At 60.3% G+C, this 13372-nt stretch carries 8 protein-coding genes; 4 read left to right on the top strand and 4 right to left on the bottom strand.

Annotated features, from left to right (window positions below):
* Positions 1–71: 71 nt before the first annotated feature.
* Positions 72–1094, bottom strand: a complete 1023-nt coding sequence (locus JOE39_RS03100) for an FAD:protein FMN transferase (protein ID WP_161420844.1) — start codon at positions 1092–1094, stop codon at positions 72–74.
* A gap of 390 nt (positions 1095–1484) precedes the next feature.
* Between JOE39_RS03100 and JOE39_RS03095 the strand changes: the two genes are divergently transcribed.
* On the top strand, positions 1485–2777 hold the full coding sequence (locus JOE39_RS03095; protein ID WP_003415899.1) for an MFS transporter: 1293 nt from the start codon (positions 1485–1487) through the stop codon (positions 2775–2777).
* A 62-nt stretch (positions 2778–2839) separates the two neighbouring features.
* Here the strand turns inward: JOE39_RS03095 and JOE39_RS03090 are convergent, their stop codons facing one another.
* Both JOE39_RS03090 and JOE39_RS03085 read right to left on the bottom strand, forming a co-directional pair.
* A complete protein-coding gene (locus tag JOE39_RS03090) occupies positions 2840–4102 on the bottom strand; it encodes an MFS transporter (protein WP_057445859.1) in 1263 nt (420 codons plus the stop codon).
* A gap of 146 nt (positions 4103–4248) precedes the next feature.
* Positions 4249–5712: a glyceraldehyde-3-phosphate dehydrogenase gene (locus JOE39_RS03085; RefSeq protein ID WP_003315085.1), complete on the bottom strand. Its 1464-nt coding sequence runs from the start codon at positions 5710–5712 to the stop codon at positions 4249–4251.
* 190 nt (positions 5713–5902) lie between these two features.
* On the opposite strand from JOE39_RS03085, the gene mfd reads away from it, so the two are divergent.
* The 3 genes from mfd (at position 5903) to JOE39_RS03070 (ending at position 12711) form a co-directional block, all read left to right on the top strand.
* A complete protein-coding gene (gene mfd, locus JOE39_RS03080) occupies positions 5903–9355 on the top strand; it encodes a transcription-repair coupling factor (protein WP_004418369.1) in 3453 nt (1150 codons plus the stop codon).
* An 11-nt stretch (positions 9356–9366) separates the two neighbouring features.
* A complete protein-coding gene (locus JOE39_RS03075) occupies positions 9367–9891 on the top strand; it encodes a CsiV family protein (protein WP_003396734.1) in 525 nt (174 codons plus the stop codon).
* Between the two features lie 75 nt (positions 9892–9966).
* Positions 9967–12711 (top strand): DEAD/DEAH box helicase, encoded by a 2745-nt coding sequence (locus JOE39_RS03070; protein ID WP_024663040.1) that lies wholly within the window; start codon positions 9967–9969, stop codon positions 12709–12711.
* A 13-nt stretch (positions 12712–12724) separates the two neighbouring features.
* Here the strand turns inward: JOE39_RS03070 and JOE39_RS03065 are convergent, their stop codons facing one another.
* A complete protein-coding gene (locus JOE39_RS03065) occupies positions 12725–13291 on the bottom strand; it encodes a cysteine hydrolase family protein (protein ID WP_210077909.1) in 567 nt (188 codons plus the stop codon).
* Between the last annotated feature and the right edge of the window lie 81 nt (positions 13292–13372).

The following is a 13372-nucleotide window of genomic DNA, read 5'->3' as shown; positions in this document are numbered from 1 at the left end:
CCCTTGGTCGCGTCGAAGGCCAATTTTTGTCTGCACCTGACGCCAGTGACCGGATAATCCGGCACGTTGACTTATCGCGGCTGCTCCACAACCAGACGATCAAACGACGCGTTGCTGCGGATGATAAAGCGCTTATCGGCACGAATCACAAAAAAAGCAGGGATTTTATGTTCTTGCGCATAATCCCAGCCGCGCTGCGGGCCGAGAATCAACAGCAGGGAGGACAGACCGTCGGCCATCAGCGCCGAGGGATCAATGACCGTCACCGACGCCAGACTGTGGCTGATCGGTTTGCCGGTCAGGGCATTGATCGTATCGGAAATGCGCCATCCTTCATGGTCGGTGTAACGCCGAAAGTCGCCCGACGTAGATACGGCGTAGCCTTCGAGCGGAAATACTTTTTGCGTGACAGTGCCATCATCGAGGGGCGCGTCCAGGGTCACCCGCCAGGGCGAGCCGTCGGGTTTGAGCCCACTGACTTTCAGCTCACCTGTGGCCTGCACCAGATAATCGTGCAAGCCCAGCACGTCCAGCCGTTCGCTGATGCGATCTACCGCATAGCCCGCGGCGATGCTGTTGAGGTCGACTTGCACCGCGGCGCTCTTGCACAACCGGTCGCCGACGATGCGCAGGTTGCGATAACCGACCAGCGCCTGAGTCCGGGCCAGTTGCCGCACCAGCGGCATCTGCTCGAACAGCGTATGAGCCCCCAACCCCCACAGGTCCATCAACGGCTTGACCGTCAGGTCGAAGGCACCGTCGCTCTCCTGCGCCAGCTGTTCGCCCACGCCGATCATTTTCAAAACCGGTTCCGGCATCACCTGGCAGCTATTGGCAGGCAATGCATTGAAGCGCTCGATATCCGAATCCGTGCGCCAAAGCGACATCTGCTGATCGACCTCGTCCAGAATCGCTTCAACCTGCGGACGCACAGCCGCAGGCTCTGGCTGCCCGGAGGCGCGCGCATACACCACAGAATAATGGCTGCCCATGGTCGGCCCACCAAAGCTTTCCAGCTTGCGTTCCTGACCACAACCACTGCACACCAGCAACACGAGGCACCCTGCAACCTTGCCAAACCTACGCAAACCCATGCCCCGCACTATAAAAACCTTCAGAGTGACTTGCTGCCATTGGCGAACAAGACAGAAAAGCGTCCATAACCTGCTCTGACACCCCATGAACCGCGCCGACACAAGGCCGACCGGCATATTAGTGGTCGACGGCCACTTATGCTCCCTGCGCGCCCTGCCTGTTCATCAAGTTTCATCAAGTTTCATAAAAATGACACGCCGCACGATTTCCATATTCTTGACCTGTCAAGCGTCAGTTAACTGATAGCAAATCGCCGAAACGGTTGTCTTTGAGCCCTGTTACACATACTGTTACAAGTGCGGATCGCCAGCTGCACACACGAAATGGCGATGCGAACGGGATAAAAACGACAACGGACTCCAAGCCGACGAGCCTGAGCGAGTAACTAAATGGCCTCCACAACAAGTAAGGGCAAAGCGATCTTTCGCGTTGTCAGCGGTAACTTCCTCGAGATGTTCGATTTCATGGTCTACGGCTTCTATGCCACGGCCATCGCAAAAACCTTCTTCCCTTCCGACAGCGCTTTCGCTTCGTTGATGCTGTCGCTGGCGACCTTCGGCGCGGGCTTCCTGATGCGTCCTCTGGGCGCAATCTTTCTCGGTGCCTACATCGACCGTCACGGGCGTCGCAAAGGGCTGATTATCACCCTCGCGATGATGGCAATGGGCACTCTGTTGATTGCCTGTGTACCCGGCTACGCCACATTGGGTGTCATTGCACCCTTGCTGGTGCTGCTCGGTCGTTTGCTGCAAGGTTTCTCGGCGGGTGTGGAACTGGGTGGCGTTTCGGTGTATCTGGCTGAAATCTCGACACCGGGCCGCAAAGGCTTCTTCGTCAGCTGGCAGTCCGCCAGCCAACAGGCCGCCGTGGTCTTCGCCGGCTTGCTGGGCGTGGGTCTGAACCATTGGCTGAGCCCTGAGCAGATGGGCGAATGGGGCTGGCGCGTGCCGTTCCTGATCGGCTGCCTGATCGTGCCGGCCATCTTCATCATCCGTCGCTCGCTGGAAGAGTCACCAGAGTTCGAAGCTCGCACGCATCGCCCGACGCTGCGTGAAGTGGTGCGCTCCATCAGCCAGAACTTCGGTCTGGTGCTGGGCGGCATGGCGCTGGTAGTGATGACCACCGTGTCGTTCTACCTGATCACCGCCTACACCCCGACCTTCGGCAAGAACGAATTGAACCTGACCGACCTGGAAAGTCTGCTGGTGACGGTCTGCGTGGGCGTGTCCAACTTCATCTGGCTGCCGATCATGGGGTCGTTCTCCGATCGCATCGGCCGCAAGCCGCTGCTGATTGCCGCGACCGTGCTGGCCATCGCCACTGCCTACCCCGCACTGTCGTGGCTGGTTGCACACCCGAGCTTCGGCAATCTGCTGATGGTCGAACTGTGGTTCTCGTTCCTGTACGGCTCCTACAACGGCGCGATGGTCGTGGCGCTGACCGAGATCATGCCGGTCGAAGTCCGCACAACGGGTTTCTCGCTGGCCTACAGCCTGGCGACCGCGACCTTCGGCGGCTTCACCCCGGCGGCCTGTACTTACCTGATTCACGAATTGGGCAACAAGGCAGCGCCAGGCATCTGGCTGACCGGCGCAGCAGTGCTGGGCCTGGTGGCCACACTGGTGCTGTTCCGCAAGGGCGGGCAAAAGCTTGAAGCGCCCGTGGCGGCTTCAGCCAGCTGATCGATCGCTGCATCGCAAAAGAAACCCCGGCTCGAGCGTCTCTCGGCCGGGGTTTTGCGTTTTCAGACCTTGCGTTTCCAGGGACGAAAGCTGAGCCAGAGCAGCACGCCAGGCAATTGCAGCGCAATCATGAGGCCCAACGACCACTGGTACGCCTCGAGCGAGTGACCGGCGCCCTGGGACGCTGGCCATAGATTAAGTACGACTCCCATCAACCACTGGAGGAAAAACGCCAGCACGAACACCACCAGATTGAATGAAGAACTCACCCTGCCCGCCAGTTCCGGTGATACCGATTGCGCCACAATGGCGTAGTTCATGGTCGTCGAGGTGCCGAAGAAGCTGAAGCCCATGGCAACCAGATAGGGCGATACTGGCAAGCCGCTGGCCATCAGCACCTGAAAACCGACAAAGATCAGCATACCGGTGCCACAGATCATGATTGGCTGCACGCCGAACCTGCGCAGATAATCGGTGATCGCGCCGAACGTCAGGGACCCCGCCACCATCGCGATAGCTCCGAACAACAGCACATTGGCCATCCCGGAATCGCTCAAACCCGCCATATCACGTAACCATGGCCCCATCCAAAGAGACAGTACCGACATGTAGATGGCGTGCGCGAACACCGAGTACAGCGCCAGACGCCAGAACGTCCACGACGAGTACAGTTTGCCGACCGCGGCAAACATATCGCTGTAACGAGTTTTTTTGCTCTCGTAGGCTTTGGGAACGCTGAGGTGTATGACCACCGCCACACAAAAGGTCAGCAGCGCCAGAACCAGAAACGCTTCTCGCCAGGTCAACCAGTTCAGCAGCGCATGTAATGGCGTGGTTGACGCCATCGCGCCCAGCCCGCCAATCGACAGCAGGCAGGCGGTACTCAGCGGCAAACGCTCGACCGGCAACCAGATGGCACACGCTTTGATCGCACTCATCAGCGAGCCCGCTACCCCCAGGCCAATCAGCCCTCGCCCGATCAACAACCCTGTCTCGGTGCTGGAAATACTGAAGATGACCGAGCCGGCGACCGCGAACAGCAGCATCGGCGCCTGAACGCTGCGCGGCCCATAGCGGTCCAGCATGACGCCGAGCGGAATCTGTGCGGCGGCGAAGGTCAGAAAATACACGCCAGTCAGCAAACCCAGACTGCTGGCGGGCAAGCTCAGGTCGGTTTGCAGGTCGACGTAGATCACTGCGTTGACGGTACGAAACAGGTAGGAAACGAAATGCCCCAGCCCAAAGGGGATGAAGATCGTCAGAAACAGCAGGAAGAAGCTGCTTTTGAGGGGGTGTTGCGAACCGTCCAGGGCCGAACTGCTCATCCTTGATACTCCATCGTCCAGAAAATCTGCGCGCCACAGATTCTCATGGTCCGCCACAAAACAAAACGGGCCGAAGCCTGCTTGCGCAGGGTCCGGCCCGTTTATCTGCTGCCCTGGTCAGACCGGACAGCTCAAGCGTTCAACGTTTACTGCGGGAAAGCTGGCGGATTGACGTCTGCCATGTCTTCCATCACGCGAACCACTTGGTGGCTGTAACCGAATTCGTTGTCGTACCAGACGTACAGCACAACGCGATTGTCGTTGACGATGGTGGCTTCGGCGTCCACCACACCGGCGTGACGCGAGCCGACGAAGTCAGTGGAGACCACTTCCTGCGAGTTCACGAAGTCGATCTGCTTGTGCAGGTCCGAGTGCAGCGCCATGTAGCGCAGGTACTCGTTCATTTCTTCGCGAGTGGTCTGCTTCTCGAGGTTGAGGTTGAGAATGGCCATGGACACGTTCGGCGTCGGAACACGGATCGCGTTGCCGGTCAGCTTGCCAGCCAGCTCAGGCAATGCCTTGGCAGCAGCGGTGGCCGCACCGGTTTCGGTGATGACCATGTTCAACGCGGCGCTGCGACCACGACGGTCGCCCTTGTGGAAGTTGTCGATCAGGTTCTGGTCGTTGGTGTACGAGTGCACCGTTTCGACGTGACCGTTGGTGATGCCGAACTTGTCGTTGACTGCCTTGAGCACCGGCACAATGGCGTTGGTGGTGCAGGAGGCCGCCGAGACGATCTTGTCGTCCGCAGTGATTTCACCGTGGTTGATACCGTGCACGATGTTCTTCAGCTTGCCTTTGCCCGGCGCGGTCAGGACCACGCGGTCGATGCCCGGGCAGGCCAGATGCTGACCCAGACCTTCGGCATCACGCCATACACCGGTGTTGTCCACCAGCAGGGCGTCCTTGATACCGTACTGGGTGTAATCCACCTCGGACGGGTTCTTGGCGTAGATCACCTGAATCAGGTTGCCGTTGGCGGTGAGCGTGCTGTTGGCTTCGTCGATGGTGATGGTGCCATCGAACGGACCGTGAACCGAGTCACGGCGCAGCAGGCTGGCGCGCTTGACCAGATCGTTTTCCGCGCCCTTGCGGACCACGATGGCGCGCAGACGCAGGCCGTCGCCACCACCGGTCTTCTCGATCAGGATCCGCGCCAGCAGGCGACCGATACGACCGAAACCGTACAGCACGACGTCAGTGCCCTTGCGAGGGCTGGTGCCCTGCTGACCCACTACACTGGCCAGTTCCTCACGAACGAACTGCTCGGGCGTGCGGCCATTGCCTTCGGTCTTGAACTTCACGGCCAGCTTGCCCAGGTCCACCGAAGCGGCACCCAGCTTGAGCTCGCTCATCGCCTTGATCAGCGGGAACGTCTCGTGTACGGACAACTCAACCGCATCGGACTGACGATGACGCGCAAAGCGGTGAGCTTTGAGAATCGCGATGACTGAACGGTTGATCAGGCTACGGCCATAGATCGAGCTCACCACATTATTATTGCGGTAGAGCTGACCGATGAGCGGGATCATCGCTTCGGCGAGAGCTTCACGATCAATCCATTCACCAAGACACTGGTCGGGCTTCTGAGTCACGGGAACCTTCCACATGTAGGGGCTGAAAAAAGGGGCTACATTATGACCGCGCCTTTGTTTATGAGCAATGCACGGCTGTCATATCGACACGCACTACATAATTTTCGCCCGTAAATACTCGGTAATACTCCGGAAAACTGACAGCCACCACCTTCCCCCGTTACAATCGCCGCCCCTGTTGCAACGCCTGGAGCCCGACCTTCCCGTGCCAGTTCTGCGTCTACCGCATCTTTCTGCCGCTGCAGGCAAACAACACTGGGGCAATCTTCCCGGTGCCACACTGAGCCTGGCCATTGCCGAAGCCGCCAGCGCGGCCAAGCGCTTCACCCTGCTCCTGACCGCCGACAGCCAAAGCGCCGAGCGGCTTGAGCAAGAGCTGAAGTTTTTTGCACCTACGCTGCCGGTTCTGCACTTCCCGGACTGGGAAACCCTGCCCTACGACCTGTTTTCGCCGCATCAGGACATCATTTCCCAGCGTATTGCCAGCCTTTATCGCCTGCCGGAACTGGAGCATGGCGTTTTGGTAGTCCCCATCACCACCGCCCTACACAGACTGGCGCCGACCAAATTTCTGCTCGGCAGCAGCCTGGTGCTGGATGTCGGCCAGAAGCTCGATGTGGAAGCCATGCGTACGCGCCTGGAAGCCAGCGGCTACCGGTATGTGGACACGGTCTACGAACATGGCGAGTTCACCGTGCGCGGGGCGCTGATCGATCTGTTCCCGATGGGCAGCAAACTGCCGTTTCGGATCGACCTGTTCGACGATGAAATCGAAACGCTGCGCACCTTCGATCCGGACACCCAGCGCTCCATCGACAAGGTCGAGTCGGTGCGCCTGTTGCCTGCCCGTGAATTCCCGTTGCAGAAAGAAGAAGTCACACGTTTCAAGGCGCGCTTTCGCGAGCGCTTCGACGTGGACTTCCGGCGCAGCCCGATTTTCCAGGACTTGAGCAGCGGCATCACACCTGCCGGCATCGAGTACTACATACCGTTGTTCTTCGAGGAAACCTCGACGCTGTTCGATTACCTGCCGCAGGACACCCAGGTGTTCTCCCTGCCGGGCATCGAACAGGCGGCCGAGAACTTCTGGAACGACGTGCGCAATCGCTATGAAGAACGCCGCGTCGACCCTGCAAGGCCGCTGCTGCCGCCGGCCGAGTTGTTTCTACCGGTGGAAGACTGCTTCGCGCGCCTGAAAAACTGGCCGCGCGTGGTCGCCAGCCAGCAGGATGTCGACGCCGGTGCCGGACGCGAGCGTTTCCCGGCGCAGTCCCTGCCGGACCTGTCCATCGAAGCCAAGGCCACTCAACCACTGGCGGCCCTGTCGAGGTTTCTGGATGACTTCCCCGGTCGCGTGCTGTTCACCGCCGAGTCCGCCGGACGCCGGGAAGTGCTGCTGGAACTGCTCGAACGTCTCAAGCTGCGCCCCAAAACCGTCGACAGCTGGCTGGATTTCGTCGACGGCAAGGACCGGCTGGCAATCACCATCGCACCGCTTGACGAAGGCCTGCTGCTGGAACAACCGGCACTGGCGCTGATCGCAGAAAGCCCGCTGTTCGGCCAGCGCGTCATGCAGCGCCGGCGCCGCGAAAAACGCACCGACGGCGGCAACAACGACGCAGTCATCAAGAATCTCACCGAGCTGCGCGAAGGCGCGCCGGTGGTGCACATCGATCATGGCGTAGGCCGCTATCTCGGGCTTGCGACGCTGGAAGTCGAAAACCAGGTCGCCGAATTCCTGATGCTGGCCTACGCCGAAGACGCCAAGCTGTACGTCCCGGTCGCCAACCTGCACCTGATTGCCCGTTACACCGGCAGCGACGACGAAACCGCGCCGCTGCACCGCCTGGGCTCGGAAACCTGGCAAAAAGCCAAACGCAAGGCTGCCGAGCAAGTGCGTGACGTGGCCGCCGAGCTGCTGGATATCTACGCGCGTCGCGCAGCCCGCGAAGGCTATGCGTTTGCCGACCCCAAAGCCGATTACGCGACCTTCAGCGCAGGCTTCCCGTTTGAAGAGACACCGGATCAGCAAACCACTATCGATGCCGTGCGCGCCGACATGCTGGCGCCCAAGCCGATGGATCGTCTGGTCTGTGGCGACGTGGGTTTCGGCAAGACCGAAGTGGCCATGCGTGCCGCCTTCATCGCCGTGCATGGCGGGCGTCAGGTGGCCATTCTGGTCCCGACCACCCTGCTCGCCCAGCAGCACTACAATAGTTTCCGCGACCGTTTCGCCGACTGGCCGGTGACCGTCGAAGTGATGAGCCGCTTCAAGTCGGCCAAGGAAGTCAACGCTGCGGTTGCCGATCTGGCCGAGGGCAAGATCGACATCGTTATCGGGACGCACAAGCTGTTGCAGGATGACGTCAAGATCAAGAACCTCGGTCTGGTGATCATCGACGAAGAACACCGGTTTGGCGTGCGCCAGAAAGAACAGCTCAAGGCGCTGCGCAGTGAGGTCGATATTCTGACCCTGACCGCAACGCCGATCCCGCGCACCCTGAACATGGCCGTGTCGGGCATGCGCGACCTGTCGATCATCGCCACGCCACCGGCGCGCAGGCTGTCGGTGCGTACCTTCGTGATGGAGCAGAACAAGCCGACCATCAAGGAAGCCCTGCTGCGTGAGCTGTTGCGCGGCGGTCAGGTCTATTACCTGCACAACGACGTCAAGACCATCGAGAAATGCGCCGCTGACCTGGCCGAGCTGGTGCCGGAGGCGCGTATCGGCATCGGCCACGGGCAGATGCGCGAGCGCGAACTCGAACAGGTGATGAGCGACTTCTACCACAAGCGCTTCAATGTGCTGATCGCCTCGACCATTATCGAGACCGGCATCGACGTACCGAGCGCCAACACCATCATCATCGAGCGCGCCGACAAGTTCGGTCTGGCCCAGTTGCACCAGTTGCGCGGCCGCGTCGGGCGCAGTCACCACCAGGCCTACGCCTACCTGCTGACGCCGCCACGCAAACAGATCACCCACGACGCCGAAAAGCGTCTGGAAGCGATTGCCAACACCCAGGACCTGGGCGCGGGCTTCGTGCTCGCCACCAACGACCTGGAAATCCGTGGCGCAGGCGAACTGCTCGGGGACGGCCAGAGCGGTCAGATCCAGGCGGTGGGCTTCACCCTGTACATGGAAATGCTCGAGCGCGCGGTGAAGTCGATTCGCAAGGGCGAGCAGCCCAATCTCGATCAGCCGCTGGGCGGCGGACCGGAAATCAACCTGCGCGTGCCGGCACTGATCCCCGAAGCCTACCTGCCGGATGTGCATACGCGCCTGATTCTCTACAAGCGCATTGCCAACGCCGCTGACGAAGAGGCCCTCAAGGACCTGCAGGTCGAAATGATCGACCGCTTCGGCCTGCTTCCGGAACCGACCAAGAACCTGGTGCGTATCACGCTGCTCAAACTGCACGCCGAACAGCTGGGCATCCGGAAAATCGACGGTGGCCCGCAAGGTGGCCGTATCGAGTTCGCGGCCGAGACGCCAGTTGACCCACTGACCCTGATCAAGCTGATTCAGAGCCAGCCCAACCGCTACAAGTTCGAAGGTGCCACGCTGTTCAAATTCATGGTTCCCATGGAGCGCCCGGAAGAGCGCTTCAACACGATCGAAGCGCTGCTTGAGCGCCTGACCCCGAAAACTGCTTGAAGGATTCACGCATGCTTCTGTTTCGTTCATTGATCCTGCTGCTGACGCTGATCGCGCCGGCAGCGTTCGCCGATGGCCTGTATCAGGTCGAGATTCTGCTGTTTCGCCAGAACGGCGAGCCGGCCTCGACCCGCCAACTTGTACCGGAAAACTGGGACAAGGGCGCACAGAAGATCGACGCGAATGATGAACGAAGCCCCGCGCTCAATGATCTGGCGAGCAAACTGCAAAGCAGCGGCCACTATGAAGTGCTGATGCAGCGCGCCTGGCAGCAGAGCATCGGCAGCGAACCGGGCAAAGTTGCCATCACCAGTGGTGAAGAGCGGCTTGGTCATTACCCGATCGAGGGCACCGTGAGTCTGGCGATGGCACGCTTCACCGATATTGGTGCACAATTCTGGGTCAACCAGCTGGACCCGCATGGCGTGGTCATCAGCAGTGAACGATTGAAGCAGACTGCCAGGGTAAAGAACGGTGAGCTGACCTATCTGGACAACGGCAACCTCGCGTTGCTGATCAAGGTTTCTCCTCTTTGATCTTTACGTACGCAAGGGACGCCCAGGCGTCCCCTTTCTTTTTGAGCATCGCTGCGGCGTAGGGCTTTTTAAAACTTGTCGTCCATTCTCGAAAAAGTCCTGGCTGCGGCCTGGACAGACCTATTCCACGAGCGAACGCTTGAGCGAGGGCGCGACTACGCCCGGCAAAAACGCATCGTGCTGGAAGACTCCAGCCCGCAGATCATCCGCACCGCCTGTCGGGGCTCGGGCCTGGAAATCTACACCCAGACGCTGCTGTTCAAGGACCCCGATCGCTATAAGAACTACCTGACCTGCAAATGCACCTGCCCGGTTCGCAACGATTGCAAACATTGCGTGGCCGCCCTGCTGTTTCTGCAAGACCCGCACAACCGTCCGCTGCTGCAGGCCGCACTGGCCTCGCACCAGCAAGAGCCGGAAAAGCCCGTCGAGCAGAAGCCCAGGCTGCCGGAGCGCCTGATCGATGATCTGCAGCCACGGCCCAGGCTGATTCTGGCCAGCATCGAGTTCAGTGCCTACGAGCCGCGCAACGGGCGCATGCAGCGGCACATTCAGCACCGTGCCGCGCTGGCCTTTGCCTACGGCAAGCATTACGCGGTTGGCACCACCAACGTCAGCATTCTGGTCAGTTCGCTGGGCAGCGATCTGGTGAACCAGAAAAGCGACATCATCGAACACACCGACACCGAAACCCTGCGCATCCGTCGTCAGGGCGAACGGGAGCGGCAGTTGCGTCAGGAACTGGCCGATCTGGGTTTCAAGGTCGCCACCCGGCAAAGCAAGGCACTGCCCGACAGCGCCGGCGACATGTACGAACTGCCCAACGACAAGGCCTGGCTGCATTTTGTCCTCGATGACCTGCCGCGCCTGCGCGAACAAGGCTGGGAAATCGACATTCAGGAAGAGTTCGGCTTCGACGTCACGCCGGTGGAAGACTGGTACGCGGTCATCGACGAAGAGAACGAACGCGACTGGTTCGACCTGGAGCTGGGCATCATCGTCAACGGCGAGCGCCTGAGCCTGTTGCCGATCCTGATCAACCTGATCCGCAGCCATCCCGAACTGATGAGCCCGTCGGCCGTGGCCAAGCGCGGCGACGAAGAACAACTGCTGGTGCAGCTCAATCACTTCACGCAAAGCGGCGGCAGCCCGATACAGATCGCCCTGCCCTACGGCCGGCTCAAGCCGGTACTGGCGACACTGGGTGACTTCTACTGGCGTCAGGAAGGCAACAACGCGCTGCGCATGAGCAAAGCCGATGCCGCGCGCCTCACCCAGCTCGAAGACCTGCCGCTGACCTGGCAGGGCGGCGACCGCCTGCGTCACTTTGCCGAGCGCCTGATCAACATCAAGGACGCGCCGGTCAGCCTGCCCGATGGCCTGAACGCCACGCTGCGCCCGTATCAGTTGGAAGGCTTGAGCTGGATGCAGTCGCTGCGCGAGCTGGAAGTCGGCGGCGTACTGGCCGACGACATGGGCTTGGGCAAGACCCTGCAGACCCTGGCCCACCTGCTGATGGAAAAACAAGCCGGCCGCCTCGATCGCCCGGCACTGGCGGTAATGCCGACCAGCCTGATCCCCAACTGGCTGGACGAGTCCGAGCACTTCACCCCGGACCTCAAGGTGCTGGCACTGTATGGCGCCAACCGACATCAGGACGCCGGCAACCTTCAGGATTACGACCTGATCCTGACCACCTACGCTTTGCTGCCACGGGACCTGGAGCTGCTCGAAAAACAGCCCTTCCACGTGTTGATTCTCGATGAAGCGCAGTACATCAAGAATCCCAACAGCAAGGCCGCTCAGGCCGCACGCAACCTCAACGCCCGCCAGCGCCTATGCCTGAGCGGCACGCCACTGGAAAACCATCTGGGCGAGCTGTGGTCGCTGTTTCACTTCCTGATGCCCGGCTGGCTGGGCAACAGCAAGGAATTCAACAGCAACTACCGCACCGCCATCGAAAAGCATGGCAACCAGGACCGCCTGCATCACCTCAATGCGCGTATCAAGCCGTTTCTGCTGCGTCGCACCAAGGAGCAGGTCGCGACCGAACTGCCACCCAAGACCGAGATCATCCACTGGGTCGACCTCAACGACGCGCAGCGCGATGTGTACGAAACCGTACGTCTTGCGATGGACAAAAAGGTCAGGGACGAAATCACCCGTAAAGGCGTGGCACGCAGCCAGATCATCATTCTCGAGGCGCTGCTCAAGCTGCGTCAGGTCTGCTGCGACCTGCGCCTGGTCAATCAGGACATGCCGGTCAACAGCAAACAAGGCACCTCGGGCAAGCTCAACAGCCTGATGGAGATGTTCGAAGAACTGCTGGCCGAAGGTCGCAAGATTCTGTTGTTCTCGCAGTTCACTTCGATGCTCAGCCTGATCGAGGAAGAGCTCAAGCAACGCGGTATCGCCTATGCCCTGCTGACCGGCTCGACCCGCGATCGCCGCACGCCGATTCATGATTTTCAGAGCGGCAAGCTGCCGATTTTCCTGATCAGCCTCAAAGCAGGCGGCACCGGCCTCAACCTCACCGCCGCCGATACGGTGATCCACTACGACCCGTGGTGGAACCCGGCAGCGGAAAACCAGGCGACCGACCGTGCGTACCGTATCGGCCAGGACAAGCCGGTATTCGTCTACAAGATGATCGCGCGCGGCACCGTGGAAGAGAAAATCCAGCGCCTGCAACGGGAAAAATCAGCGCTGGCCTCGGGCGTGCTCGACGGGCGCACCAGCGGCGACTGGAAATTGCGCGACGAAGACCTGCAAGCGCTTTTCGCCCCACTACCCGCTGCGCCGAAGAAAACCCGCAAGTAAGCCCGTCAGGCGCTTATTCGACAGCAACCTGCTGGAGAATCTGCGCCGTCGACAGCACCGTAGCGTACTCGCCGTGCAGGTTGGCCAGTGACATCGCGTGCACTTCTTCGGCACTGCGCGGCGTGCCGAAGAAGTCCTGTTGATCGAAGGTAAAGCAGGCATCGTGCGCGACCAGCACGTCAAACCCCAGATTGCCGCCACTGCGCGCGGTGGACTCGACCGAGTTGTTGGTGACCACCCCGGCAATCACCAGTTGCCTGATCCCGTCGAAGCGTAACCACATTTCCAGGAAAGACCCGCAAAACGCGTCGGGTACCTGCTTGCTCAGCTCACGTTCATCGGATTGCGGCAAGAACGCTGGCTGGTACTCGACCCCTGATTGTTGCGGCCAGAACACTGATTCGGGTGACGTCGAGAAATGCCGGACGTGAATCACCGGCCGCCCGGATTGCCGCCAGGCACCGAGCAGAGCGCTGACATGGATCTCGGCCAGCGGGTTATTGCGTCGCCCGAGCTTGGGATGATGGATGCCCTGCTGCAGGTCGATCAGGATCAGCGCGCTGTTGTCTTGAATATCCATGATCAATCAGTCCGAACTTTTGGTTCAGCAAGACTATCGCAATCAAGGTCTATTCTGGTCGCAATCGTCGACAGGCTCAGG

This window comes from Pseudomonas sp. PvP100 (assembly GCF_017833055.1).
GTDB lineage: Bacteria > Pseudomonadota > Gammaproteobacteria > Pseudomonadales > Pseudomonadaceae > Aquipseudomonas > Aquipseudomonas syringae.
This window is presented reverse-complemented; position numbering and strand designations above follow the sequence as displayed.

Coding starts and splice junctions, on each gene's coding strand:
- JOE39_RS03095 (WP_003415899.1), top strand. CDS start 1,485: ATGGCCTCCACAACAAGTAAGGGCAAAGCGATCTTTCGCGTTGTCAGC.
- JOE39_RS03065 (WP_210077909.1), bottom strand. CDS start 13,291: ATGGATATTCAAGACAACAGCGCGCTGATCCTGATCGACCTGCAGCAG.
- JOE39_RS03085 (WP_003315085.1), bottom strand. CDS start 5,712: ATGTGGAAGGTTCCCGTGACTCAGAAGCCCGACCAGTGTCTTGGTGAA.
- JOE39_RS03090 (WP_057445859.1), bottom strand. CDS start 4,102: ATGAGCAGTTCGGCCCTGGACGGTTCGCAACACCCCCTCAAAAGCAGC.
- JOE39_RS03075 (WP_003396734.1), top strand. CDS start 9,367: ATGCTTCTGTTTCGTTCATTGATCCTGCTGCTGACGCTGATCGCGCCG.
- JOE39_RS03100 (WP_161420844.1), bottom strand. CDS start 1,094: ATGGGTTTGCGTAGGTTTGGCAAGGTTGCAGGGTGCCTCGTGTTGCTG.